General features: G+C 70.4%; 19 protein-coding genes and 1 pseudogene. 14 read left to right on the top strand and 6 right to left on the bottom strand.

What is annotated here, in order from left to right; genetic code table 11:
• Positions 1 to 91: 91 nt before the first annotated feature.
• A complete protein-coding gene (locus QHF83_RS42820; protein WP_282423872.1) occupies positions 92 to 1864 on the bottom strand; it encodes an adenylate/guanylate cyclase domain-containing protein in 1773 nt (590 codons plus the stop codon).
• Positions 1861 to 3603: an OmpA family protein gene (locus QHF83_RS42815; RefSeq protein ID WP_282423871.1), complete on the bottom strand. Its 1743-nt coding sequence runs from the start codon at positions 3601 to 3603 to the stop codon at positions 1861 to 1863. Before QHF83_RS42815 ends, QHF83_RS42820 begins: the two co-directional genes overlap by 4 nt.
• Before the next feature lie 162 nt (positions 3604 to 3765).
• On the opposite strand from QHF83_RS42815, the gene QHF83_RS42810 reads away from it, so the two are divergent.
• The 5 genes from QHF83_RS42810 to QHF83_RS42790 all read left to right on the top strand — a co-directional run bounded on the left by QHF83_RS42810 (position 3766) and on the right by QHF83_RS42790 (position 10363).
• The gene (locus tag QHF83_RS42810; protein WP_282423870.1) at positions 3766 to 6108 is read left to right on the top strand and encodes a FecR domain-containing protein; all 2343 of its coding nucleotides are present in this window, start codon (positions 3766 to 3768) and stop codon (positions 6106 to 6108) included.
• Entirely contained in the window at positions 6105 to 7619 is a 1515-nt protein-coding gene (locus tag QHF83_RS42805; RefSeq protein WP_282423869.1) for a serine/threonine-protein kinase, read from the top strand. The genes QHF83_RS42810 and QHF83_RS42805 overlap by 4 nt, the downstream gene beginning before the upstream one ends.
• A 185-nt stretch (positions 7620 to 7804) precedes the next feature.
• The gene (locus tag QHF83_RS42800) at positions 7805 to 8308 is read left to right on the top strand and encodes a hypothetical protein (protein WP_282423868.1); all 504 of its coding nucleotides are present in this window, start codon (positions 7805 to 7807) and stop codon (positions 8306 to 8308) included.
• A complete protein-coding gene (locus tag QHF83_RS42795) occupies positions 8305 to 9867 on the top strand; it encodes a fused MFS/spermidine synthase (RefSeq protein WP_282423867.1) in 1563 nt (520 codons plus the stop codon). Before QHF83_RS42800 ends, QHF83_RS42795 begins: the two co-directional genes overlap by 4 nt.
• Positions 9857 to 10363 carry a hypothetical protein gene (locus QHF83_RS42790; RefSeq protein WP_282423866.1) on the top strand — a complete coding sequence of 169 codons (507 nt, stop codon included), beginning with the start codon at positions 9857 to 9859 and terminating at the stop codon, positions 10361 to 10363. Before QHF83_RS42795 ends, QHF83_RS42790 begins: the two co-directional genes overlap by 11 nt.
• On the opposite strand, the gene QHF83_RS42785 is transcribed toward QHF83_RS42790, so the two are convergent.
• Positions 10338 to 11225 carry a hypothetical protein gene (locus tag QHF83_RS42785; RefSeq protein ID WP_282423865.1) on the bottom strand — a complete coding sequence of 296 codons (888 nt, stop codon included), beginning with the start codon at positions 11223 to 11225 and terminating at the stop codon, positions 10338 to 10340. The genes QHF83_RS42790 and QHF83_RS42785 overlap by 26 nt on opposite strands.
• A gap of 408 nt (positions 11226 to 11633) precedes the next feature.
• Here QHF83_RS42785 and QHF83_RS42780 point away from each other — a divergent pair, with 408 nt between their 5' ends.
• Positions 11634 to 13229 (top strand): HNH endonuclease signature motif containing protein, encoded by a 1596-nt coding sequence (locus QHF83_RS42780; RefSeq protein ID WP_282423864.1) that lies wholly within the window; start codon positions 11634 to 11636, stop codon positions 13227 to 13229.
• 543 nt (positions 13230 to 13772) lie between these two features.
• Here the strand turns inward: QHF83_RS42780 and QHF83_RS42775 are convergent.
• Complete coding sequence (locus QHF83_RS42775; RefSeq protein ID WP_282423863.1) at positions 13773 to 14918, bottom strand: acyl-CoA dehydrogenase family protein; 1146 nt, start codon at positions 14916 to 14918, stop codon at positions 13773 to 13775.
• Positions 14919 to 15025: 107 nt separating this feature from the next.
• Between QHF83_RS42775 and hxsC4 the strand changes: the two genes are divergently transcribed.
• From hxsC4 to QHF83_RS42740, 7 genes are all read left to right on the top strand, one after another.
• On the top strand, positions 15026 to 16063 hold the full coding sequence (gene hxsC4, locus QHF83_RS42770; RefSeq protein WP_282423862.1) for a radical SAM protein HxsC4: 1038 nt from the start codon (positions 15026 to 15028) through the stop codon (positions 16061 to 16063).
• 133 nt (positions 16064 to 16196) lie between these two features.
• Entirely contained in the window at positions 16197 to 17048 is an 852-nt protein-coding gene (locus tag QHF83_RS42765; RefSeq protein WP_282423861.1) for an ATP-binding protein, read from the top strand.
• 52 nt (positions 17049 to 17100) lie between these two features.
• Positions 17101 to 18828 (top strand): serine/threonine-protein kinase, encoded by a 1728-nt coding sequence (locus QHF83_RS42760; protein WP_282423860.1) that lies wholly within the window; start codon positions 17101 to 17103, stop codon positions 18826 to 18828.
• Positions 18829 to 18835: 7 nt separating this feature from the next.
• Positions 18836 to 19831, top strand: coding sequence for a hypothetical protein (locus QHF83_RS42755; RefSeq protein ID WP_282423859.1), 996 nt, complete (start codon positions 18836 to 18838; stop codon positions 19829 to 19831).
• Positions 19832 to 19866: 35 nt separating this feature from the next.
• Entirely contained in the window at positions 19867 to 20994 is a 1128-nt protein-coding gene (locus tag QHF83_RS42750; protein WP_282423858.1) for an acyl-CoA dehydrogenase family protein, read from the top strand.
• Entirely contained in the window at positions 20991 to 21746 is a 756-nt protein-coding gene (locus tag QHF83_RS42745) for an AgmX/PglI C-terminal domain-containing protein (protein ID WP_282423857.1), read from the top strand. The genes QHF83_RS42750 and QHF83_RS42745 overlap by 4 nt, the downstream gene beginning before the upstream one ends.
• 71 nt (positions 21747 to 21817) lie before the next feature.
• A complete protein-coding gene (locus QHF83_RS42740) occupies positions 21818 to 21982 on the top strand; it encodes a hypothetical protein (RefSeq protein WP_282423856.1) in 165 nt (54 codons plus the stop codon).
• A gap of 366 nt (positions 21983 to 22348) precedes the next feature.
• Here the strand turns inward: QHF83_RS42740 and QHF83_RS42735 are convergent, their stop codons facing one another.
• Positions 22349 to 23485 (bottom strand): acyl-CoA dehydrogenase family protein, encoded by a 1137-nt coding sequence (locus QHF83_RS42735; RefSeq protein ID WP_282423855.1) that lies wholly within the window; start codon positions 23483 to 23485, stop codon positions 22349 to 22351.
• A gap of 9 nt (positions 23486 to 23494) precedes the next feature.
• A complete protein-coding gene (locus QHF83_RS42730) occupies positions 23495 to 24970 on the bottom strand; it encodes a hypothetical protein (protein WP_282423854.1) in 1476 nt (491 codons plus the stop codon).
• 158 nt (positions 24971 to 25128) lie between these two features.
• On the opposite strand from QHF83_RS42730, the pseudogene QHF83_RS42725 reads away from it, so the two are divergent.
• A pseudogene (locus QHF83_RS42725) lies at positions 25129 to 25350 on the top strand (hypothetical protein); the annotation flags it as partial.

Below are 25350 nucleotides of genomic sequence, written 5' to 3'. Positions count from 1 at the left end.
TACTCTAGCCCATGCGAGCGCCCGAGGTCTTGCGATGCTGTCAGGGATCCGGCGGAAAGTGCCGCATCGAGGTGGTCTGCCGATAGCTCGGTCACGCCGTCACGAGCTCGTAGACCTTCGTGGCCGCGCTCCGGCCCGTGAGCGCGCGCTCGCCGAGGGGCGAAAGCTCGAACGTGCCGCTCGCCACGAGCGCGTGTGTGGCCTCCGCGACGAGGACCTGGTTCGGGCGCGCGATCGCCTCGAGCCGCGCGGCCACGTTCACCACGTCACCGATCACCGTGTACTCCATCCGCTTGTCCGAGCCGATGTTGCCCACGAGGACCTCGCCGGAGTTGATGCCGATGCCGAGCTCGATGGTCGTGCCGTAGCGCTCGCGGAACGACTCGTTCGCGGTCTCGAGGAAACGCATCATGTCCTCGGCCGCGGCGAGGGCGCGGGCGGCGTGATCCTCCTGGGCGACGGGCGCGCCCCAGACGGCCATGATGCAGTCGCCGATGAACTTGTCGACGGTGCCGCCGTGGCGGAAGACGACCTCCGTGAGCACTGAAAAGAGCTCGTTCAGGAGCGCCACGACCTCCTCGGCCGGCCTCGTCTCCGCGAGCGGGGTGAAGGCGACGACGTCGGCGAAGAGCACGCTGACCGCGGCGCGGCGCCCGCCGAGGGCGAGCTCGTGCCGGCCGCTCACGATCGCCTCGACGAGCTCCTTGCTCAGGAAACGGCCGAGATCCGCGCGCTGACGGGCCTGGCGTGCGATCTCGATCTCGCTGCCTTCGAGGTCGTTCGCCATGCGCGACAGCTCGGTCGTGAGCGTGCCGATCTCGTCGGTGCGTGACGACGTGAGCGCGAGCTCCCGCCAGCGACGCTCGCCGACGAGCCGCGCTTGCCCCGCGAGGTGCACGATCGGCCGCGCGATCCAGCGCGCCGAGAAGGCCGCCGCCGCGAGCGCGAGCAGCGCCGCGCCGAGCGCGACGAGCGCGCCGCGCCGCTGCATGGCCGACAGCACGGCGAAGGCGTCTTCTTCGCGACGCGCGAGCGCGACGCCCCAGCCGAGGCCCGGCAGGAAGCGGACCACGCCGATCATGTCCGCTCCGCTTTCCGCGCGATACGGCGCGACGCGCACCACGCCCACGACGCCGGGGTTCTCCTTGGAAAAACCCGTCCAGAGCGGGTGGTTCGACGTATCGGCGAAGGCCCCGATCTCGGGCATGCCGTGCGATGCGACGCTGCGCCGCGTCGCGTCGACCACGACGAGTCCGACGGCGCCGCCGAAGCGACGGCCCGCGATGTCGTCGATCTCGCGCTGGAGATCGGCGACGTCGAGCGCGGCGGTGACGTAGCCGCGCGCCTTCGTGGCCGCGCCCTCGACCGCGGGGATCGGCACGACGAGCAGCCCCTTGCCCGGCCCGAGCAGCGACACGCCCATGCCGTGCTCGTCGGCGGCCTTTCTCGTCTCGGGCGTCGAGGCCGGCACGTCGGCGCCCGCCTCGACGTCGTCCCCTTTTTGCCGCAGCACCGTGCTCACGCCGCGCTCGGGCACCTCGAAGCGCACGGCGTCGAGCTCGCGGCGCGTGCCGAGGGTCGCGCGCACCGCCTCGAGCCCGTCGCCCGCGCCGGCGGCGGGTTTTCCGTTTGCGGCCTGGTAAAGCGCGAACGCCACGGCGTCGGCGTCCACGCGCACGCCCTCGACGTGACGCATCGCGACGCGCTCGAGCTCCTCCAGCACGGCGGCCTGGAGCTGCTGCTCGCTCGTCTGCACCGCCTGGCGGTTCACGGACAGCAAAAGCGCCACGACCGCGCCGACGGGCACGAGCCCGACCGCGGCGAAGAGCAGGAGCGCGCGTGCGCCGATGGAACCGAGCTTCACTTCGCGGCGCCTTCCTTCCAGCCGGCCTCGCCGAGCTGCGTGCGGCGGAGGATCTGGAACTCCACGCGGCGGTTCTTCGCGCGCCCTTCGGGCTTGTCGTTGCTCGCGACCGGCCTGCGCGGACCGAAGCCACGCGCCTCCAGCCGTCGCGCGTCGACGCCGTGATCCACGAGCCAGCGCACGACCGCGACGGCGCGCCGCTGCGACAGCGTGACGTTCGCCCGCTCGGCGCCGACGTTGTCCGTGTGCCCGTCGATCGCCACGCGTGCGATCTCCGGGTGCTGCGCGAGCACCGAGCCGACCTGCTCCAGGAGCGCGTAACTCTCGGGCGCGATCACGTCGCTGCCCGTGGCGAAGTTGACCTCCTGCAGGATCACGATCTGCGTGCCCTCGACGCGCACGGACGCGGGGCAGCCGGTGATCTTGGGATCCGCGTTCGCCTCGCCGCGCTCCTTGGGACAAGCGTCGACCGCGTCGGCGATCCCGTCGCCGTCCGTGTCGAGCGCGCAGCCGAAACGCGCGGGATCCGCGCTCGCCACGCCGGGCTCGTCGGGACAGACATCGTCGGCGTCCGCGATGGCGTCGCCGTCTCGATCGGGCGGACACCCGGGACGCTTGGCCGTGGGCGTCGCGTCGCCGGCGCGGTCCGGACAAACATCGTTCGAATCCGGAATACCGTCGCCGTCGGCGTCCGGCGCCGCGGCGACATCGACGCCCGCCCCGGTTTTCCCTTTCGAATTCCCCTTCGAGCCCGCCTTCGGATCCCCGGCGTTCGTCGCGACCTCCCCCCTCGCCTGCGCCTTCTGCGGCACGTCGAACGACGCTCCGACGCTCGCCACGAGCCGGAACGTCGGCGTCCCGACGCCGGCCGTGAGCCCGGGCCCGCCCGCGAGGCCGAACGAGAGCGGCCCCACGGTGGCGCGTCCACCGAGCAGGAGCTCGATGTTCGTCGTCCCGCGCCCGAACGGCGAGGCCTCCACGGTCACCGTCGACCCGTAGAGCTCCCCGTACGCTGAAAACCGCCCGAAACGCCCGGCGATCGCGCCTCCCGCGACGAGCTCTCCGCCGAGCAACCCGAGCCCGCCGCGCGTGTCCTGCACGCGCCGCCCGAGCGCGATCGAGTAGGAAAACCGGCCCATGTCGGCCCCCACGACGATCGAGGGCATGTGCCGCACCTCGCCCGTGCCCGTGAACGCGGTCTCGTCGCCCGTCGGCACCCAGACCGCGTAGACGAGGCTCGCCGCGGGGATCGCGCCGCGCTGGGGCAAGAGCACGAGGCGCAAGCCGAGCCGCAGATCGTTCATCGCGGCGCCCTCGGGCGAACCGTAGGTGACTTGCGTGCCCGGCGGGAGCGCGGAGACGAGGCCCGTGATCGAGGGAGAATCCCCGCCCTGCGCGAGCGTGACCGGCACGTCGACATCGAACTTCAAGAACCGACGGATCTCGATCGCGGCGAGCACGTGCCCGGTGACCTGATACGAGACCACCTCGCCGGCGTCCCGTGCCGCATCCCCCGCCCCCACGCGGAGCGAGAGCGGCGAATCGGCGTACGAGAACACGAGCGCGGCCGAGGCGCGGAGGTGGCCGGGCACGTCGGCGCGCGGCACGGCGAAAAACCCGTCGCCTGCGGGAGCGGGTTCGAGGCGCTCCAGCGCGGTCGCCGTCTGCGCGCTCGCCAGGACGGGCGTGAGCCACACGGCGCCCGCGCACGCGAAGGAGCGGACCAGCCGGGCGACCATGGGGTGCGACGCTATGGCAGAGGGCGCAAGGGGGCAACTCGAAACGAAGTGGACGGCGGGTCGTCCACGGCAGGACGCGCGGGCCTCGCCAGGCGCCACGAACCGCGTCTATGCTGGCGACCACGGCGCGGTTCGGCGTGGCGCGCCTTCGGAGGAATGGGCATGCGCACAGCAGCGAAAGGAGCCTTGGCCGCCCTGGCCCTCGTGCTCCTCGCGCCGCGCGCCTACGCAGACGCGCCGCCGCCGCCCGGCTTCCTCGAGCCCATCGTGCACTGGGGCGTGCAGAAGGGCGAGACGTGCGAGGACATCGCGAAGGTGATGTACGGCGCGGCCGCGCACGTGCCGCTCGTGAGCCGCTACAACCGCGTCGACTGCACGAGCCGCAAGCCCTTGCCCGAAGGGATCACGCTGATCCTGCCGAAGGGCGTCACGAGCGTGCCCGACGCGCGCATCAAATCGAGCCACCCCGACGTGCGCGGCAGGCCCTCCGGCGGCGCGTGGGACGCGATCGCGACGGGCACCGCGCTCTACCGCAACCACAACGTCCAGACGATGGACGAGGGGCGCGCGCACATCGAGTTCATCGACCACACGCACGTCTTCCTCGCGCAGAACACGCTCGTCGTGATCTACGGGACCGCGGGCAAGACGCGCGTCTCGAAGACGCCGCCGACGGTCGAGATCGAGGCGGGCGAGGTGCAGGCGGGGCTCTCCGCGCTGCGCGGCGAGCCGGCCGAGGTCGCCGTGCCCGACGGCGGCGTGGTCCGCGCCGAGTCGAAGGACACCGTCGTCGAGCGGAAAAAGGCGCGCACTACGGTGGCCGTCTTCGACGGCAAGGCCGCGGTCCAGTCGGGCGGCAAGACCGTGAGCGTCCCGAAGAACTACGGCACGCGCTTCGAGGGAACGGCGCCTCCGGCCGCGCCGCGCCCGCTGCCCCCCGCGCCGCGCTGGGAGGACGGAGGATCGCCGTCCGTCGTGCTCGCGCCCCCGGGCACGGCCGTCCTCACCACGAGCTGGAACCCCGTCGAGAAGGCCAAGGCCTACCGCCTCGAAGTCTCGCGCGACGAAGGCTTTCACGACCTCGTCGTGCGCGAAGAAATCCCCGCCGAGGTGCGCTCCTTCCGCGCCGAGAAGATGCCGCCGGGCCTCTACCGCGTGCGGGTCCGGGCCATCGACGTCGAGGAGTACCTCGGCGTCGCCTCGGACGTGCGCACCATCGACGTCGTCGCGGCCGAGCTCCGTGGCGAGGGCGCGCGGTTCGAGGGCAAGACCGTCACGGTGAACCCCTACGGCGTCCTCGCGCTCACGGCGTCGAGCCCGGTCGAGGTCGCCCTCGACGAAGGCCCGTTCGGCCCGCCGCCCGCCGAGATCGACCTCCTCAAGCAAGCCCCGAAGACGCTGCGCTTCCGCACGAAGAGCGGCCTCGAAGAGCGGATCACCCTCGTCCCCACGCCCGTCGCGTCGACGCCCACCGCGACGTTCGACGAGGCGAAGCGCGAGATCCGCGTCCGTGTCGCCACCAAGGGCCTCGGCGAGATCGACGTCCCGAAGCGCGTCGCGCCGCGCCTCCGCGTCCGCCTCGGCGAGCGCGTCGAGACGGTCCCGCTCACCGTGGCCGAGGGCGGCGTCCTCCTCGCGTCGATCCCGGTCGGCGCCGCGCACGGCGAGGCGCGGCTCGACGTCCTGGATGCTCGCGGAAAGGTCCTCGGCACGACCACGATCCTCGCCCCGGACAAGCCCCCGCCGCCTCCGCCGCGGCGCCCGGTGTTCCGTCCGCTCGGCGCGTGGCTCCCGCCCTTCCGCCCGGCCGGCGTCACGGCCGTGCCCTGGACCAGCCCGACGGCGCCGCTCGCCGTCGGCCGCGGCTTGAGCGCCGGCATCACCGCGAATGGCCCGGTCTTCCAGGCCAATGGCCGCGTGAGCGGCTCGTTCGGCCCGCTCGGGCTCGACGCCCTCATCGTCACGACGCCCTTCGAACGCGCCGATGCCGTCCAGGTGCCGGGCAGCGTGCCGACGGAGGACATGGCGTGGCTCGGCGCGCGCTATCGTGTCCTCCAGCGCGGCGCGTCCGAGCTCGAAATCGCGCCGCTCTTCCGCATCGGTGTGCCGCTCGAACATCGGCGCGACCTGATGTTCGACGTGGGCGCCGCCGCCGGCGGAGCGGAGGGCCGCATGACGTGGGTCGCCAATGCGGGCGCTCGATTCATGCTGGAAGAACCCTCCGCGCAGATCCCCTGGGTACAGCCGTATCTGCTCATCGGCGCCACGTACGATCCTTTGCACTGGCTCCGGGCGTACGTCGTCGCCGACGCGCACGTGCTCGCCACGATCGGGCAAAACGGCACGGTCGTCGTTCCTTATGGCCTGATGGCCGGCGTCGAGGCGGGCGGGTCGGTCTTCCTCGCGCTGTCCGCCTGGGTCGGGCGGGCGGAGAGCGTCACCTGGCAGGCGGCGGGCACGGTGACCGGATCGCTCGGATTCCGCCTGGAGAGAGAAACCCGATGAGCGACGACGACGACGATCGTTCGCCTTCCAAACCCGTGCGCGTCAGCGTTCGCCCGCCCGGGGCCGACGATCTCGACGAGCTCGAAGCGCAGCACCACACGACGCTCCAAACCCTGCCCTCGCCGCAGGCCGCCCCGCGTATGCCCCCGATCCCGAAGGAGCGCGGCGGCGCGCACGTCGGGCTCGTCCTCGGGGGCAAATACCGCCTCCTCGCGCGGATCGGCTCGGGCGGCATGGGCGAGGTCTACCGCGCCGAGCACGTCACCTTGCGAATGCCGGTCGCGGTGAAGCTGCTCCATTACAACATCGCGATCGAGCCCGACTACGTGCGGAGGTTTTACCGGGAGGCGCGGGCCGCGACGCTGCTCGACCACCCGAACACCGTGCGCGTCATGGATTACGGTGACGACGACGGATTGCCCTACCTGGTGATGGAATACCTCGTCGGGGTCACGCTGCATTCGTGGCTCCGCGACCGCGACGCCGCGCCGCCGCTCACCGACGTGCGGGACATCCTCGGCCAGATCCTCGACGCCTTCGAGGTCGCGCACGCGCGGGGCATCGTGCACCGCGACCTGAAACCGGAGAACGTCTTCCTCACGGACGTGGGGGGCAAACGCACCGTCAAGATCCTCGACTTTGGCCTCGCGCACGTGGAATTGCCCAAGGAAGACGATCAAGGCTCGACGCTCACGAAGCCCGAGGCCGTGGGCGGCACGCCCGAGTACATGAGCCCCGAGCAATGCCATTCGCTCGCCGTCGGCCCCTCGACGGACATCTATGCGATCGGGTGCGTCCTGACGGCGATGCTGCAAGGCAGGCCGCCGTTCCTCGGAAAAAACTCCATCGAGATCATCTCGGCGCACCTGTTCTTGCCGCCGCCGCCGCTCGCGCGCCCGACCGGCTCGGAGCCCGTGCCGCCGCTGCTCGAAAAGTTGCGCCTCGAAATGCTCGCGAAGCAGCCGGAGCGGAGGCCGGCGAGCGCGGCGGTCGTGAAAAAGCGACTGGAAGACGCGCTCGATCCCCAATCGCTGGCGACGCAGCTCGTCACGCGCAAAGGCAACGAGCCGCTCGGCGGCCGGGAGTCGCGCGCCCCGCAATGGGAGGGCCAGCTCGCCCGCGCCCATGATTCGACCGATCCGGGGCATGGGCTCACGGAGGTCGGATGGATCCGCATGGCCAGCGCGACGGGCGTCGATCCCGCGTGCATCACGGGACTCGCGTCGCAAGGCATTTATCTGGTCCCGCTCGAGGCCCTCGACGAAGACGCCCGCGTGAAGCTCGGCGTCGTGCTCGTCGACGCGGGCCACGACATCGACGGCGCGGCCGCGCAGATCGCCGAGGTCGCGCGGATCATCCCGCAGGCGCGGGTCCTCGTGTGCGCCTCGTCGCTCACGCCCGAGCGCATGACGCGGCTCGTCTCGGCGGGCGCGGCCGACGTGGCGAACGCCCCCGCGAGCCCGGACGGGCTCGGCAAGAAGATTGGTCGAATCCTGCGGCGAGGGCGGTAGCCCCACCCGGATCGTGATGTCAGTCCTGCGACCCGCGCGGCCCTCGGCAGAGGATGCCGACGGGCGAAATTTCACGACTTTCGCCCACACTGGAGCTCGCGGCCAGGATTTTGCACACGCGCCGCGACGCCGATAGCCGTCAGCCCGGACACGGGCGCGGCCCCTTTGCCTTCCTTGGAGACACCATGAATCTGTTTCGCGCCGTTCGTCATTCCGTGAGCCTCCTCGCCACTGCGGGCCTCCTCTCGCTGCTCCTCGCCGACAGCGCAGAGGATTACTGTGCGGAGTCGTCCTTCGACCGCACCTTCGACATCACCACGACCTGCGGCGGTGACCTCAGCGGCCGCATCCGCGTCAATGGCACCATGAAGGTGGCCGTGAGCGATGATGCGGCGAATCTGTCGGTCACCAAGGTCTCGGGCGACGTCGCCCCGGTCGCCGGGGGCGTGGTCGGTGCGTGCAGCGATGAGGACGAGCCGTTCGAGAGCACGGGGGTCAGCATCCAGCTCCCGGCCTCCGCGACCGACGAGACGGGCACCGGGGGAGACGACGGCTCGGCGGGCGGCGGGGGGACGCCCGGCCTCGTGGCCACGTGCAGGGTCGACTTGAAGACGCAGCTCGGAAAGGACGTGACGTGCACCATCGACGGCGGCGGCACGTGCACGGCACGCCTCACGGCCGCGCAATGACCGACGCGACACGCCCGAAAGGGCTCGGCGCATGGATGGGGCTGAGCTTCCTCGGCGGCGCCGCCGTGATGAACGGCGAGATCGCCGCGGGCAGGCTGCTCGCCCCGCACCTCGGCACGAGCACCACGACGTGGGCGATGCTCATCGGCACGGTGCTCGGGAGCCTCGCGCTCGGCAACCTGCTCGGCGGCTGGCTCAGCGCGCGCGGCGCGGCCTCGCGGTGGATCGTGCGCCTGATGCTCTCGTCGTCGCTGCTCTTCGCGGCGCTGCCGCGCGTGGTGCCGTGGGTGCTCTCGTCGAGCCTCGCGCATTTCCGCGCGGGGAACGCCTCCTCGCTCGGGATGCTCGCGGCCCTCACGGGCCTCGCCATCGCGCTCCCCATCGGCTCGCTGGGTGCGCTGCCCCCGCTCGTGATGCACGCCGCCGGAAATGCGGGCGACGGCGAGGCGACCGACAAGCTCGGCCGCCTCGCGGGGCGGCTCTCGGCGCTGGGGACCCTCGGGAGCCTCGTGGGCACGTTCGGCGCGGGGCTCGTGCTCCTGCCATGGCTCGGGACGCGCGCGACGTTCGACGTGGCCGCGGTGCTGCTCTCGGTGGGCGCCGCGGCCTTCGCCTTTCGCGCCCGCGCGCGCCGCGAGGCCATCGTCGGGCTCTCGACCTCGACCGTGACCGTGGCTCTTTCCTTCCTACCGCAGTCCACGCCCGCGCCCGCGCATGGGCGGCTGCTCTGGACGGGCGAGTCGCGCCATAACCACATCGCGGTGGTCGAGCGCGGCGGCGAGCGGCAGATCCGCGTCAACGACGGCTTCGCCGTGCAATCGTTCGCGCGCCTCGACGGCGAGCTGCCCGTGCGCGACGTGTGGGCCTACTACGCGATGGCGCCGAGCTACGGGACCCGGCCCACCCCCGAGCGCGTGCTGCTCCTCGGGCTCGGCGGCGGCACGTCCGCGGAGGTGTTCCGGCGGCTCTACCCGGCGGCGTCGGTGGTGGGCGTGGAGCTCGACGCGGCGGTGGTGGAGGCGGGCCGCAAGTGGCTCGGGTTCGAATTACCCGAGGCCTCGGTGATCATCGACGACGCGCGCCCCTTCCTCGAGGCCGAGGCAGAGCGCGCGCCGGGGACGAAGGACGTCATCGTGCTCGATGCGTTCCAGTTCCCGTACGTGCCGTTCCAGCTCGCGACGGTGGAGTTCTTCGCGGCGGCGCGGCGCTGCCTCTCACCGGGCGGCGTGCTCATGGTGAATGCGGGCCGTCACGGCGAGGAGCGCGGCGTGGTGCACGCGCTCGCGCGCACGATGGCGCAGGTCTTCCCGCGCGTGCAGGCGGCGGATCCGGCGGGCCGCTCGAACACCATCCTCGTGGCGACCGAGCACGCACCCGCCGAGGCGGTCGGGATCACGGGGCTCTCGGTCTCGGCGCAGACGGCCGGCGTGCTGCGTGATCTCGCCGCGCGCCACGCCCCGATGCGGCCTGCGTCCTTTCCTGCGGACACGCCGGTGTTGACCGACGATCGTGCGCCGGTCGAGTGGCTCACGGACAGGATCGTCTGGCGTGCGCTCTGAGCCCCGAAAGCTCGACGGCGTCCCCGGCCGGGCGCTGCTCCATCCATGGTCGTACCTCGCGGCGGCGGCGCTCGCGTTCAACGTCTTCTGGCTGCGACGCAGGCATCCGGGAGTGGTGAGCGGCAAGCTCTCGGACCTCGCGATCTGCTTTCTCTTGCCGGTGTTCCTGGTGGCCGCGGCGGAGTGGCTGCTCACGTTCGCGCGGCTATGCGGCGGCCGCGTGGGGCCACGCGTGGGCCCCCGTGGAATCTGGCTCTCGTGCGGCGTGAGCGTGGCGTACTTCGCGCTGCTGAAGACGTGGCCCGCGTTCACGGGCGTGCACCGGGCGCTGCTCGGGGTGCTGGACGCGCCGTTCGGCGGGGGGAGATCGTTCCGGAACCTGGCAGATCCGACGGATCTGGTGGCGCTCGTGATGGTGCCGCTCAGCGCGTGGCATCTCGCGCGGGTGGCGGAACGTGAGGACGACAGGCTCAGGTCGAGCCCATCTCCGCCTTGATCCGCGCGATCTCCTGCGCCGCCTCCGCGGCTCGTTTCTCGGCGGCGGCGAGCTTCGCTTGCTTTTCGGCGAGCTCGGACTCCTGCTTGGCCTTCCGCAGCTTGGCCTCCTTCTCCTTCATGGATTCGAGGAGCGCCTTCTGCCGCGCGAGTTTTGCTTCGAGCCGCGTGATCGATTGAGAGAGCTCGGGGAGGGTCGGGGTCCTCGATCCGCCGCTCGACAGGAAGAATCGGTCGACGAAATCGCGCGGCACCTTGCCTTCGAGGCTCGCGTGCACGAGCTCGCCAATCTGACCGGCCGTGAGCTTGCGGAGGGCGTTCACGCCGTTGATCAGCTCCGTCCGCGGGCCGGCGACGAAGGTGTCCATGGCCTGCTCCGCGAGCGAGGTCTTGGTGACGGCGTCGTCGGCCTTGACGATGGCCACTGAAAGCTTCAGCGCGGTGGCTCCGAGCGCGGGCACGTTCGCGGCGCCGAGCGGCCCCACCCATGCGCGCATGGTCTCGAGCTGGGCGCCGAGAATGGGCCGCTTGAGGTCACTCGGGCTCTGCCCCTCGAAGAGCTGCCGATAAAGCGGGGCCTGAAAATCTTGATTGTACGCCGCGAGCACGGCCTTCTTCGTCTCGTCGACGAGGACATTGAGCACATCGTCGGCGGCCACCATGAGCGCCTTGGCGAAGGCGATGGCATCGAGGAGGGCGTCTTCCTCGACCTTGCGCTTGCGGAGCTCGGCGCGCAGGACCGTGAAGGGCTCGGCGAGCGGAGCGGTCTCCGGGTACGCCTTCGCGGTCAGCTCGGTGTGGCGAAGCTCCTCGTCGACGTCTTCGAAGGGCTCGTCGATGGCGATGGTGTGGGGTCCTGTCATGGGGGGCGACCCTACAAGGTGGGCGGGGAAGGTGTAAAGGGAAACGTCGGAGCGCGCAGAATCGGGGCGGGAGGCTTCGGAGAGGAGCGCGTCTTCGCGCGGAAACGCGCGGGGAGGGTTCGACGCGAGGTTTTTGGCGAGGCTTGCCGCGCGGGGAGGGGTCCCCGCAGGAATTTCCCCGCGGGGAGGTCGGGGGGAGAGGCCCTCCCCGCGGGATTTTGTCGCCGAAGGACGGGCGGGGGAGGGGTCCCCGCGGACAATTGCCGCGCGGATTTTTGGCGGGGAGGGGTCGCCGGTATGAGCGAGGAGCGGAAAATTGTCGCGGGGAGGCTTCCCCGGGGTGGGCGCGTTCGGGTTCGGTCGGGTGCGGAAGGGTGCCGTTGACAGGAGTCGCCGCTGTGACCTGTCATGGTGGCCCTGGTCATGACCTCTGATCGCGTGCTCTCACCCTCGTCGCACCCTCGCCTTTGGGTCACCGGTGCCGCCCTGATGCTCGTGGGTGCTGCTCTGCGGTTCCTTCGGCGCGGGTTTCCGGTGCTCTTTGCTTTTTGCGCCTCGGCATGGCTCCTCGGGTGCGGCGCGGCGGGCGTGCACATGGAGGGGTGGGCGCAGGAGCTGCACGGAAAGAGCGTGTTTCGCGTCTGCCGTCGGCATCCCCGCGTCGGCCCGAATGCGCGCTCCTGGTACGAGATCGGGGACGGAGTGCATCGACCGGCGTTCGAGCCGCTCGAAAAGCTCCTGGAAAACCCTTCGGTCAAGGCCGTTTTTATCCATGACCCCCTCGCGCCGTCCGAGAGCCGGAGGCTCCTGGGGCTCGCGTATCAGGAGCTGCCCTGCGACAAGCCGCCGCCGCCGCCGCCTCCGGTGAAGATCGCGGCGAAGGAGCCGGAAGCCGGACCGGCCGAGCGCACGACCATCCGAACCGTGACGCGGACGTCGGCGATGAGGCCCTGCGACAGGCCGGGAAACAGGCCGCCGGATCAGCGTTTCATCGGGCAAACGGCTCCCACGCCCGCCCCCGCGCCTGGGACGAGCGTGCCGTGTGCGCCGCCTCCGCCCGGGAAGACATATGAGGAACAGAAGGTCAACCTGGCGCGGAGGGAGGCCGAGGAGGAGGCGAGGAGGACCGGGGAGCGGATCGGGCGCGAGTGGGGGGCGACGCTTGGCAAGGCGGATGAACTGCCGAAGACCTTTGACCGCCCGTTTGTGGGGTTGGGGAAGGCGGGAGAATTCAACAAGTTATTCCAGCAGGCCCCCCCCGAACGCGCCGAGCAGATTCAGGCCAATCTGGCCCAACAGCTGAATGCGATTCCGGAGTTGCCGACGTACGACGACGAGCGGCTCGCCAGGATCGCGTGGGAGGCATTCCTCAAGGGGTATGGCAGAGGCTGGGCGGACGCCGAGCTGAAGTTCGCGATCCTGAACGCCCTGGCGGACACGGCATTGACGCTCGCCACCATGGGAGCGGCGGGCCTGGAGACCGCGGGGGCGAGGGCGCTGCGGGCGGCTCAGCAGAGGCTACGAAACATGCCGGTGTTCCTGCCGAGCGCGGCGGGCGGTCCCGGCGGGTTCTTGCGGCGGCCGAAGCTGCCGAGTGCTCCGGCTCCGAGCCCGCCGCCTGCGGCGCAGCCGAAGCCGCCCAGCGGGACGACGGTCACCACGACGACGAAGCCGGTCACGGCGACCCCGAACGTGTCGAAGCCCAACGGCGCGCAGAGTACCCCCGCGGCCGCCCAAGGAAACCCACCAGGTGATAAAAGACGATTCACCCCGTCAGACCGAGCGAAAGGGCTTGAGCGGGCGAAAGATGCCGACGGAGTTCCCCGTTGCACCTACTGCGGCAAAGAACTAGACCCCAAAGCCGGAAAGCCAAACTCCTATGAACCGGATCACCGCATCCCCCATGCCAGAGGCGGACCATCAACGCCAAACAACCTGGTGCCTTCCTGCCGGACATGTAATCGCTCGAAAGGCGCGAAGACTCCCGAGGAGTGGAAGCCATGAAGAGTGCCGAAACACCAGCTTATCTCTGTTCACACATCTTCGAACGTACGCGACCTGTCTTGCTGGTTTCGCGGTCTGAGGGCGACTGGCAGTTTCTCTGCGGAGGCACCCATCCTCAGGAGGATGTGCCGCATGTCGTCGGGGTAAATCATCTTTTCGAGGATGACCCATCGCTCGCCGAACTGGCTGACCTTCCCCCTGATTGGGAGGCTGAGAGGGATTCCGCAGCATCTCCGTGGCGACGACTACGAATTGCGGACTAGCATCGCCAGCTCTCTACTCTCCGAAAGCTGCAATCTCAATGATATGCAAATACTTGATCGCGGAGAACCTCTGAAAGGGTGTTCCGCGGGCTGCGACGCCGAATCCTTGCATCGACCGCACCGCGGTCGATGCACCCTAGGTCCAGGGCTTGCGCTGGTCCGGGTCCAGGGGCGGACAGCCCCTGGGGTTTGGGGCGTAGCTCGGCTTGCCGAGCGTAGCCCCATCGTTGACCAGACGGGTCCGGGGTGAAACCCCGGCGCTACGCTGCGGCCCCGCCTCTCAGAGCCCCATCTGCTTTGCGATGATCACCTTCATGATCTCGTTCGTCCCGGCGAAGATTCGCTGCACGCGCGCGTCCATGTAGGCCCGCGTCACCGGGTATTCGAGCATGTACCCGTAACCGCCGAAGAACTGCAGACACTCGTCGACCACCTCGCCGAGCATCTCCGTCTGCCAGAGCTTCGACATCGAGCACTCCTTCACGAGATACTTCCCCGCGATGTGCTCCGCGATCAGACGATCGAGGAATGCGCGGCCCACTTCCACCTTCGTCGCGCACTCGGCCAGCTTGAATTGCGTGTTCTGGAATTTCGAAATGGGCTTGCCGAACGCCTTGCGCTCCTTGCAATACGCGACCGTGTCCTCGAGGATCCGCTCCGCCGCCGCCTGACACCCGACGGCCACGACGAGCCGCTCTTGCTGGAGCTTCTGCATCAGCATCAAAAAGCCCCCGCCTTCCTCGCCGAGACGGTTCTTCACGGGCACGCGGCAATCCTCGAATGCGAGCTCCGACGTATCCTGCGAGGGCAGCCCCATCTTGCGCAGCTTCTTGCCCTTCACGAAGCCCGGCGTCCCCGCCTCCACCACGAACAGGCTGATGCCCCGGTGCGCGTTCTCGGGATTCGGGTCCGTCTTCGCCGCCACGATGCAGATGTCGCAGAGAATGCCGTTCGAGATGAACGTCTTCGCCCCATTGAGCACGTAATGGTCGCCGTCGCGCACCGCCGTCGTCGTCAGCCCCGCGAGATCGCTGCCCGTCCCCGGCTCGGTCATCGCGATCGCCGTCACGATCTCCCCGGACGCGCAGCCGGGCAACCAGCGCTGCTTCTGCTCCTCGGTCCCGAAGGTCGCGATGTATGGCACCACGACGTCCGAGTGCAGCGACATCGCGAAGCCGGAGTCGTAGGCCCGCGCCATCTCCTCGATCACGATCACCGAATGGAGGAAATCGCCGCCCGCGCCGCCGTAGGCCGGATCGAGCCACGGACAGAGAAAGCCTCCCTCGCCCGCCTTGCGCCACGCCTCGCGGTCGACGCTCCCCTGCTCCATCCACCGCTCCTGGTGCGGCTTGACCTCCCGGTCGATGAACCGGCGGAACGACGTTCGGAACAGCTCGTGCTCTTCGCGGAAAAGGTTCCTGTCCATTTGAATGAGGGGCTACCAAACCTCCCGGCCCGCGTCCATCCGGAAGGGGCGCGGAAGCGGTTGACGCGCGCCGCTCGCTGGAAGACGCTTTTCCCCGAGGCCGACGCTTGTCCGACGGAGCCAACGCTGCCGAGCCGACCATCGCCGAGCGGCTCTCCACACGCGAAGAGCGTATCCACGTCTCCATCGGCGCCATCTGCAACAACAACTGCGTCTTCTGCATGGAGGAAGATCGCGACGGCCGCTACGTGAACAACTCGGCCATGACCGCCGAGCGCGTGCGGTGGATCCTCGAGCAGAACCAGGGCGCCGAGGAGGTCTGCTTCACCTCGGGCGAGCCCACGACGCGCCCCGAGCTGCCCGACCTCGTGTCGATGGCCAAGGGCCTCGGCTACCGCAAGATCAGCGTGATGACGAACGGCCGGCGCCTCTCGCACCTGCCGTACGCCGCGCTGCTCGCGAAGGCCGGGATGAACCGGTTCTACGTCTCGATCCACGGCCACACGAAGAAGCTCCACGAAGGCCTCACGCGAACGCCCGACAGCTTCGAGCAGACCGCCGCCGGCCTCGCCTCGATCGCGAAGCTCAAGCGCTTCGGCGTCGAGCTCCACACCTCGACGGTGATCACGGACCGGAACCTCCCGCACATGCTCGACATCTACCGCTTCCTGCGGCAGGCGGGCGTCGACCAGGTCGTCTTCAACGTGATGCAGGCGAACGGCCGCGCCGACACGTACTTCGAACAGATCTTCCCGCGCTACACGGACATCGCCGCGGCGTTCCGGCGCTTCCTCGCGGACGTCGGCGAGCCGCGGCCGATGGCGTTCCTCGTGGACATCCCGCTCTGCACGACGGAGGGCGTCGCCGATTTCAACCGCGGGTACGTCGAGAAGTACCGGCACTTCGACCTCGGCGATCAGGCGAACCTCGACGCCGCGCGCGCGCCCGAGCGGGCCGGGGACGGACGCGGCCGGGGGCTCGTCCTCGTCACGAGGCAAGATCTCGACGAGGCCCAGCGGGACAAACGGCAGGCGTGCGGAACGTGCAAATACGGGCCGCAATGCGAGGGTGTCTGGCGCAACTACCTCAAGCGGTACGGCTGGGACGAGTTCGAGCCGGTCCTTGGCACCCCAAACGCTCGGTGATCACAGGGTAGAACGTGTTACCATCGCCCGAGCAGGCATGAGCGACGGCAAGAGCGATGGACGTGGCGACGGGGCGAGAGCGCAGGCAGCGCCTGCCGGACTCCCCCTCCCGGCTCCCCCACCCACGCGTCCGATGTTCCAGAGTGCCCCGCACTCGGGCCCGCACAGCGTCGGCCCTTCGAGCGTGGTCGTCGGGAGCCGCAAGAGCGACGTACCGCCGCTCTCGCAAGATCCCGAGGCGTACCGCAAGTGGCTCGTCGAGGAGCTCGAGCGCACGCGCGCGCGCCTGCTCCAGGCCGACAGGCTCGCCACGCTCGGCACCATCGCCGCCGGCGTCGGGCACGAGCTCAACAACGTCGCCGCGGTCCTGACCCACACCGCGACCTTCATCCGCATGCGCGCCGACGCCGGCAAGCCGCCGGAGCCCGACGATCTCGTGGCCCTCGAGCGCGGCGTCGCGCACCTGGCCGAGCACGCGCGAAACCTCCTGCACCTCGGCACGCCGAGCCAGGATCGGCAAGAGGTCCTCGACGTGACCACCGTGATCGCCGACGTCCTTTCGATGCTCCACGTCGCGGGCCGCACGAAGCGCGTCAGCATCATGACGCAGGCGCCGCCTTCGCCGGTGCGTGTGGCCATGAGCCGGACGAAGCTCGAACAGATCTTCGTCAACCTCGTGACGAACGCTGCGGACGCCGTGATGGAGCAGCCGCCGGAGGGCCGGCTCATCCGCATCGAGGTGAGCGAGAATCGCGAGACCGGGCGCGCGCACTGCCTCGTCGAGGACGCGGGGATGGGCATGTCGCCCGAGATCCTCGCGCGCGTCTTCGAGACCTATTTCACGACGAAACCATCGGGCAAAGGCACGGGCCTCGGGCTCTCCGTCGTCAAGAGCCTCATCGAGGCCGTGGGCGGAGACATCGAGATCGAGAGCGAGCAAGGCAAGGGGACGGCCGTGCGCTTCGATCTCCCGCTGTGCACGTGAGAGAACGTCCTTGCCGTCGGACGGCCGTGGGCGCCATCATGCACCCAGGTCCGTGACGTCGAATGCGTCTCCCATTGGCTCGCCGGCAGCCGCCGTCGCACCGGGCACCCTCCTCGCCCAGAAGTACCGCGTCGAGCGTGTCCTCGGGCAAGGCGGCATGGGGTATGTGGTCGAGGCCCGGCACGTCGCGCTCGACGAGCGGGTCGCGCTGAAATTCCTCCTGCCCGAGTACGCAGCGCACCCCGAGGCCTCGGCGCGCTTCCAGCGCGAGGCGCGCGCCGCCGTGAAGATCAAGAGCGAGCACGTCGCCCGCGTCCTCGACGTGGCCACGCTCGAGAACGGCGCGCCGTACATGGTCATGGAGTTCCTCGATGGCCGGGATCTCGCGCGGCAGCTCAAGGACGGCGTCCTCTCGGTGCCCGACGCGATCGACTACGTCCTGCAGGCCTGCGAGGCGATCGCCGAGGCGCACTCGCACGGCATCGTGCACCGTGATCTGAAGCCGGCGAACCTCTTCCTCGCGAGCCGCCGCGACGGCTCGCCGCTCGTGAAGCTGCTCGACTTCGGCATCTCGAAGATGCAGGGCGCGCCGGGCGATCACGCCCTCACGCGCACGGCGACCGCGATGGGCTCGGCGCTCTACATGTCGCCCGAGCAGATGCAGGAGACGCGCGGCGTCGATCACCGCACCGACATCTACTCGCTCGGCATCACGCTCTTCGAGCTGCTCGCGGGCACGCAGCCGTTCTACGCGGAGACGTTGCCCAACCTCTGCGCCGAGGTGCTCACCGGCACGCCGCGTCCTCTGCGTCAGTTTCGGCCGGAGCTGCCGGATGATCTCGCCGCGCGGATCGAGCGCGCCTACGAGCGCGACAAGAACCAAAGGTACCAGTCGATCGGCGAGTTCGCCGTCGCGCTCGCGCCCTACGCGCCGCCGCGTTCGCAGAGCACGCTGGAGCGGATCACGCGCATGGCCGGCCTGCCGACGCCCGAACTACCGTCGCGACAGCCTTCCCAGCCGACCTTGCCGGCGTTCGCGCCTGCCGACGCGCGCGCGTCGACCGAATGGGCCGAGGGCCCGAGCACGGTGCCGCTCGGAGGCACGGGGCGACGCAACGCGGCCGTCAGCTCGACGCTGGCCTCCGCGCCGCCGCCGGCCGATCTCGCCGCGCAAGCCGCGGCGCACAAGACGATGCCGCTGCCGGTGCAGATCGCGTCCGCGCCGGAGCTCCCGCCTTCGGCCACGACGACCGGGCCGAACATCATCACGATCGGACACACCCCGTCGCTCGACGTGATCGAGCCCGACCTGAGCCGCATCGAGGCCGATCTCTACACGGGCCCGCGCAGCGCGCACGCAGCCGCCGCGTTCGCCAGCGCCGCGCGGACGCGGCATCCGTCGTCCGATGGCGGTCGCTCGTTCCTGTTCGTCGCGCTCGGCCTCGGCGCGCTCATCGGGCTCCTCGGCGGCGTGCTCGTCTTCCTGTTCCGATCGAGCGTCGAAGCCTCTTCCACGACGCCGATCGCGACCGGCGCGCCCCAGGAGGCCCCCGCGCCCCCTGCGCCCACGATCACGGCGACGCCGACGTCCACGGCGCCCACGGTGACCCCCGAATCCACGGCCCCGCCGGCCCCTTCGGCCTCCGTGGCGCCGACGATGGCCGCGTCCTCGAGCGCGCCCGCGACGCCGCCGCCCAGCGCGAAGCCCACGAGCAAGGCGACGCCGGCCCCGACGAGCACGACGAAGAAAGATGCAAAAAACGCTTTCAATCGCCGCTAGCTCGCCGATGCCCCGCGCCCGCCTGCGGATCCTCGCCGCCGCGCTCACGCTCGCGGCGGCGCTCACGCTCGCGCCCGGCCATGCGGACGCGCAGAGCGGGGACAACAAGGCCATCGCCGAGGCAGCCTTTCTTCGCGGTCGCGAGCTCATGGACCAGGGCAAACCCGCGGAGGCGTGCCCCAAGTTCGAGGAGAGCGCGCGGCTCGATCCCTCGGTCGGCGCGCTGCTCAACCTGGCGCTCTGCAACGAGCAGCTCGGACGCACCGCCACGGCGTGGGCGCGGTACAAGGAAGCCGCGACCTTGGCCCACGCCACGGGCGACACCGATCGCCTGAAGATCGCCGAAGAGTTCGCGGGCAAACTCGCCCCCAAGCTCTCGCGCCTGCGCATCGAGGCGGACAAACCCGCGGCGGGCCTCGTGATCAAGCGCAACGGCGAGCCGCTCGGGGCCACGCTCCTCGGCGAGCCCATCCCCGTCGATCCCGGCGAGCACACGATCGAAGCGACCGCGCCCGGCTTTTTGCCTTGGTCCACGAAGATCGTCGTCGGCAAGGACGCCGACCTGAAGACGATCTCGGTGCCTGCGCTCGCGGCGGAGCCCACGGCGAAGCCCGTCGAGAAGGTCGACACGCCGCCCGCCACGTCCGGCGCGAACGGTCTGCGCACGGCGGCGTTCGTCGCGGGGGGCGTGGGCGTCGCCGCACTCGGCCTCGGCGCGGTGTTCGGCGGGCTCGCGTCGAGCGACGTGGGCAAGGCCGATCCGCTTTGCCCTCAAAAGAAGTGCAACGCCGAGGGATTCGCGCTCATCGAGGGTGCGCAGACGAAGGCCCTCGTCTCGACGATCGGCTTCGGCGTGGGCGGCGCGGCCCTCGCCGCAGGCGTCGTGCTGTTTTTCGTCTCGCGCTCCCCGGCGAAAGAGCCCGGCCCCGAGGCGCCGCGCGCGTGGCTCGTCCCTTCGTTCGGACCACGCGGCGGCGGCGCCTCGATCCTGGGCACGTTCTGAGCCCGAACCGACAGGACCCGTTCCCACCATCTGCCATGGACTTCGACCTCACCGAAGAGCAAAAGCGTTTCCAGGAAGCCGCGCGCGCGCTCGCCGCGCGGGAGCTCGCGCCGCGAGCCTCCGAGATCGATCACGACGCGCGTCTGCCCGAAGGCCACGTACGGCAGCTCGGCGACGCGGGCCTGCTCGGCCTCACGATCCCATCGGCGCAAAGCGGCTCGGGCGGCGACCTCGTCTCGCTGGCGCTCGTGATCGAGGAGATCGCCGCGGCGTGCGCGAGCTCGGCCGCGCTCGTGGGCACGCACGTGGCGCTCGTCTCGCGCACGCTCCTCCGCGCCGGAAGCGACGAGCAAAAACGGAAGCACCTCGCCCCGCTCGCGCGCGGCGCCTCGCTCGGCGCGGCCGCGATGCCCGATCTCGCGGAGGGCACGTCCCTCTTCGCCGAGCCCAGCGCCGCCGGCGGCTTCGTCCTCGACGGCGAGACCGGCCCCGTGCTCCTCGGGCCCGCAGCCGACGTTTTCCTCGTGTTCGCCGCGACGAACCGCGCCCCGAACGATCCCCGCCTCGTCGCGCTGCTCGTCGCGAAGGGCGCCCCCGGCCTCACGATCGAGCCCGCGGAGGCCTTCGTGGGCCGACGCGCGGCGGGCGCGGCCGTGCTGCGCGCGCGCGGCGTTCGTGTGGATGCGGGCGACGTGATCGGCGCGGCGGGTGAAGGATCAGCCATCGCCACGGCGGCGCTCGAAGACGCGCGCATCGCCGTCGCCGCGGAGGCCATCGGCATCGCGCGCGCGGCCTTCGAGAAGGCGGCGGCGCACGTGAAGCGCACGCAGGACCGCGTGAAGACGCCCGGCCTCCTCGGCATGCAGGCGCAGCTCGCCGACATGTCCGTCGACATCGAGGCCGCGCGCCTGCTCGTCCTTCGCGCCGCGCACCTCGCGGATCGCGGCGCGCCTTCCTCGGCCGAGCGATCCGTCGGAAAGCTCTTCGCCTCCGAGATGTCGACCCGCGTCGCGCACCGAGCCATGGACATCCTCGGCGCGCGCGGCGGAGGCGCGAGCGAGGGCCTCGGACGTCACTTCCGCGACGCGCGCACCACCGAGCTCGTCGAGGAGAGCAGCGGAACGCAACGATCGATCATCGCGCAAACCATGTTGAAGGGATGATGAAGACCAACGAAATCAGCCTTGGGTTTGGTTCTCCTCGGGCCCTCGTCGTCGCAATCGCGGCGCTCGCCTCGCTCGCGGGCTGCGGAGGCGAGGTGGCGGCGAACAAGCCGCCGGACACGGGCGGCGCGGACTCCTCGACGAGCGGCGGGAACGGCGGCGCCAACTTCGAAGCCGAGATCGGCGCGCTCGATCAAGACAAGGTGCAGTCGACCCTGCAGCGCACCTCGGACAAGCTCAGCGCCTGCTTCCACAACGGCGTCCGCCGCATCCCCTTCATGGGCGGCGAGATCAAGTTCGCGCTGCGGATCGCGCAGGGCGGAACGGCGACCGTCGCGTACCTCAAGGAGTCGACGCTCGGCGATCGCGAGACCGAGTCGTGCATGCTGGGCGCGCTGCGCAGCGCGAGCTGGCCGTCTCCCGTGGGTGGCAAGGAAGGTCTCGCCGAGGGCGGCTTCGCCTTCGATCCGAGCGCCGACGAGCGCCCGCCGGTCGCGCTCGCGCCCGATCGCCTGGGCAAGGAGCTGCCGAAGGCCAAGCAAGCTCTCGCGACGTGCCGCGCGAGCCAGGGCGCGGGCCCGATCACGGCGACGATGTACCTCGACACGGACGGCAAGCCTCTCGCCGTCGGCATCTCGAGCGCCGATCCCAAGGGCGACGCCGCGGCCAAGTGCGTCGTCGACGCGCTGCGCGGCATGAACTTTCCATCGCCTGGAAGTTACGCCGGCAAGGTGTCCCTCGTCGCGGAGTGAGCCCCGCGGCGCTCCGTGAAGAAGTGTTCGGCCGAGGGGCGTGGATCGAAGGGTCGCGCTAGGATCTCCGCGTGTGGAAGCTCATCCGTGAAGTCCTCGGCCTCCTCTGGAAGCTCGTCAAGACGCTCCTCAAGAACAAGCTCCGCGCCATCCTGAAGCGCGTCCTGCTCTACGCGCTGCTCTTCGGGGCCGTGATCGCGGTCGTCGTCTTCATCCTGACCCGCGTCTTCGTTTGATCGGACCATAGCGTAGCGCCGGGGTTTCACCCCGGACCCGAGCAGGGGCTCTCCGCCCCTGCACCCGGACCAGCGCAAGCGCTGGACCCGGGGTCGATGAACTGCGCGATGCGCAGTTCATCGAACAGGCCGAGGCAAGACCAGCAACGACCTTGCCAGTCAAAACCGCAGCGCCGACATGTCTGTTCGAGGGCGCCTTGGTCGGCAACGCCGCTCGTGGTCTTGCCACGGGCCCGTCGGAAAAACCGCGCATCGCGCGGTTTTTCCGCCCTCGGTCCAGGCCGTGCCTGGTCCGGGGTGCAGGGGGCGGACAGCCCCCTGCTGGGGTGCGGGGCAAAGCCCCGCGCATCCCTCTCTCAGCTCAGCTCAGCGCGTCGCGCTCCGGGCGATCACGATGCGCTGGATCTCGCTCGTCCCCTCGTAGATCGTCGTCACGCGCGCGTCGCGCAGATGACGCTCCACCGCGAAGTCGCGCACGTAGCCGTAGCCGCCGTGGATCTGCAGCGCTCGCTGGCAGATCCGGTTCGCCGCCTCGCTCGCGTAGAGCTTCGCCATCGCCGCCTCGGCCGAAAACGGGCGCGCCTTCTCCTTGAGCCACGCCGCGCGCAGCGTGAGCGCCCGCGCCGCTTCGAGCTCCGTCCGGCAATCCGCGAGCGACCACTGGATCGCCTCGTAGTCGCCGATCGACCGGCCGAACTGCTTGCGCTCCCGCGCGTACTCGGTGGCCTCCTCGAGCGCCGCCGTCGCGATGCCCACGGCCTGCGACGCGATCCCGATGCGCCCACCGTCGAGCGCCATCATCGCAATCTTGAAACCCTCGCCCTCGCTGCCGAGCAGCGCGTCCGCCGGCACCTTGCAGTCGTCGAGCTCGAGCGGCACCGTGTTCGACGCGCGCAGCCCGAGTTTGTCCTCGGGCCGGCCGCACCGGAGCCCCGGCGTCCCGCCCTCCACGAGGAACGCCGAGAGCCCACGCGTCCCCGGCCCGCCCGTGCGCGCCCAGACCACGAACACGCCGGCCCATGCGCCGTTCGTGATCCACTGCTTCTGCCCGCGCAGCACCCAGCCGTCCTCGGTCCGCTCGGCCACGGTCCGCATCGAGCCCGGATCACTTCCCGCCTCCGGCTCGCTCAGCGCGAACGATCCGGCCGCGTACTCGCCCGCGCAGATCTTCGGCACGTGCTTCTCGCGCTGCGCCTCCGTGCCGAACCGCGCGATCACCTCCGCGACCATGTTCGTCACGCTCATCGTCACGGCCGTGGAGGCGCAAGCGCGCGCGATCTCCATCATCGCCAGCGAGTACGCGACGACGCCCGCCTCGGCGCCGCCGAGCGCCGCGGGCACGTTCACGCCCATCAGGCCGAGGTCGGCGAGCCCTCGCAGGATCTCGCGTGGGATGTCCTTGTCTCGGTCGAGATCGGCCGCGACGGGCCGGATCACGCGCTCGGCGTAGTCCCGCGCCGTGCGCTGGACGAGCGCCTCGGTCTCGTTAGGCTCGAGGTCCATGGGTCCGCGTTACTGGCACTTCTGCGTGAAATCGCAAGGATCGCCGCCCTTCGCGGTCACGAGCAGGCTGTACTGCGTGCACGTCCCCGTGGCGCCGAGCTTGCGGTAGACGCGCACGTAGTACTTCGTCCCGTTGTTGTTGCAGTGCACGGGCTGCGTGCCGTCGTTCGCGCAAGGCACCTCGCCCTGGAGGCCGTCCGCCGATTTCCCGTCGACGCACCAGTCGTACGACGTGATCCCCACGGCGCCACCCGTCGGCGTGTCCGTGCACATGTCGCCGCGGATCACGTCGACCACGAACTCGTTGTTCGGCATCGGCGCCACGAAATCGATGCTCACGTGGTACGAGTTCGTGGTCCCCTCGTTCGTGTCGATCGTATCGAACGACCACACGTCCACGTCGCTCGCGCCGCCGAGCGAGCCCGTGATCGTGATGCTGCTCCCGTCGGTGTCGCTCACGCTGCCGACGGGCGTCGCGTTCGCGCAGAGATCGTTCGGTTCGCCCATCTCGGTCGGGCACGAGCAGCCCTGCGAGATGGGGCCAGGCGGATAACTCGCCCAGCCCGGCTCGCACGGCCCGAGCTCACACGAGCCTTGCGGCGTGCACGCCCACGACGCGTGTGGCGGCACCGGCCCCTCCGCGCTGCAGAGCGCGTTCGGCTCACCTTCGTCGCTCATGCCGTCGCAGTCGTCGTCGGAAGCGTTGCACGTCTCGGCCGCGGGGACCTTCGCCGTGCATCCCTCGAAGCTGCCGGACTCGCCGTTGCACGTCTCGACGCCCGAGCACGTGCCGTACGCGTTCGAGTTCGCGCAGTCCTTCTCGACCCCGTCGCGCTTTTCGCTGCACGGACACGAGAACGGCAAGTTTGGCACGCAGAACTTGTAGGCCTGCCCCTGCGGAGGCTTGGGCGGTCCCGCGTCCGGGCCGCCGTCGCCCGCATCGCCTGCATCCTCCGAGCCGCCTGCGTCGTCCGGGGGCCCCGCGTCCGGCATCTCGCCGCCCTGCTTCGGCGGATACTTCGCGCCCTCGAGGCACGTGAAGCCGTTCGGGCACTGGCCGTCGGTCGTGCAATCCCGCGCGCAGAAGCGATCCCCCGCGGGCGCGGTCAGGCACGTATCCGAGGGGTTCGGGCATTGCAGCTTCGTCATGCACGGCAAGCACTGGCTGCCGAGATCGGGCACGCAGATCGAGTCGCCGTTGATGATCGCGCAGTACGTCCCATCCGGGCAGCCGGGCGGACACGGCACGGTGCAGTACTTGCCCGCGCCGACGACGGTGCAGTCCCCCTGCTCGCAAGGTGTGTCGTCGTCGCAAGGGCCGCCGATCTGGCCGGGCGGAATGCCCCCACCGCCCTCGCCGCCTGCGCCCGCGCCGGCGCCTCCGCTGGTATCGACGTGATTGCCCTGCGCGCACGCCGCGAACAGCGCCGCGACGAACGATCCGATCAAGACGATCCGCCCATGGTAACGGTGCCCCAAGCTCATCGGACGGCGCCTCCTCGACGACACGAACCGCCTCGCGCGCGGGCAGCCGAAAATGGCTCTTCCTTCCCACGCAGAGGCCTTCGTCAGGTTAAATGTTTTGCACACCGGGCGTCAAACGCGTAACTGGGGAGTCGCTAGCGGCCCTGCCGCTCCCCGCCATGCCTCGCGCCCCTGCTCCCAGGCCCTCCGCGTTCGTCCCCGGTGCGTCGTGTGCGAGCCTCGCCGCCGTCGCCCTCGCCACGCTCGCGGGCTGCACGAGCGCGAAACCCGAGGCCGCACCCGCCCCGAGCCCCGCCGCAGAGCTCATGCCGCCGGCGCCGCCCGCAGCCGCGCCTCCCGCGGCCTCCGCGCCCGCAGCCGCCGCCGCGCCGGTGGAAGCG

The sequence above is a fragment of the Polyangium sp. 15x6 genome (assembly GCF_029960785.1).
Classification (GTDB): Bacteria; Myxococcota_A; Polyangia; order Polyangiales; family Polyangiaceae; genus Polyangium.
The sequence above is the reverse complement of the archived record's forward strand: the minus strand, read 5'-3'. Positions and strand labels throughout refer to the sequence as shown.

Excerpts from the sequence above, each read along its gene's own strand:
- QHF83_RS42815 (WP_282423871.1), bottom strand. The coding sequence starts at position 3,603 with ATGGTCGCCCGGCTGGTCCGCTCCTTCGCGTGCGCGGGCGCCGTGTGG.
- QHF83_RS42810 (WP_282423870.1), top strand. The coding sequence starts at position 3,766 with ATGCGCACAGCAGCGAAAGGAGCCTTGGCCGCCCTGGCCCTCGTGCTC.
- QHF83_RS42805 (WP_282423869.1), top strand. The coding sequence starts at position 6,105 with ATGAGCGACGACGACGACGATCGTTCGCCTTCCAAACCCGTGCGCGTC.
- QHF83_RS42800 (WP_282423868.1), top strand. The coding sequence starts at position 7,805 with ATGAATCTGTTTCGCGCCGTTCGTCATTCCGTGAGCCTCCTCGCCACT.
- QHF83_RS42795 (WP_282423867.1), top strand. The coding sequence starts at position 8,305 with ATGACCGACGCGACACGCCCGAAAGGGCTCGGCGCATGGATGGGGCTG.
- QHF83_RS42785 (WP_282423865.1), bottom strand. The coding sequence starts at position 11,225 with ATGACAGGACCCCACACCATCGCCATCGACGAGCCCTTCGAAGACGTC.
- QHF83_RS42780 (WP_282423864.1), top strand. The coding sequence starts at position 11,634 with ATGGTGGCCCTGGTCATGACCTCTGATCGCGTGCTCTCACCCTCGTCG.
- QHF83_RS42775 (WP_282423863.1), bottom strand. The coding sequence starts at position 14,918 with ATGGACAGGAACCTTTTCCGCGAAGAGCACGAGCTGTTCCGAACGTCG.
- QHF83_RS42765 (WP_282423861.1), top strand. The coding sequence starts at position 16,197 with ATGTTCCAGAGTGCCCCGCACTCGGGCCCGCACAGCGTCGGCCCTTCG.
- QHF83_RS42755 (WP_282423859.1), top strand. The coding sequence starts at position 18,836 with ATGCCCCGCGCCCGCCTGCGGATCCTCGCCGCCGCGCTCACGCTCGCG.
- QHF83_RS42750 (WP_282423858.1), top strand. The coding sequence starts at position 19,867 with ATGGACTTCGACCTCACCGAAGAGCAAAAGCGTTTCCAGGAAGCCGCG.
- QHF83_RS42745 (WP_282423857.1), top strand. The coding sequence starts at position 20,991 with ATGATGAAGACCAACGAAATCAGCCTTGGGTTTGGTTCTCCTCGGGCC.
- QHF83_RS42735 (WP_282423855.1), bottom strand. The coding sequence starts at position 23,485 with ATGGACCTCGAGCCTAACGAGACCGAGGCGCTCGTCCAGCGCACGGCG.
- QHF83_RS42730 (WP_282423854.1), bottom strand. The coding sequence starts at position 24,970 with ATGAGCTTGGGGCACCGTTACCATGGGCGGATCGTCTTGATCGGATCG.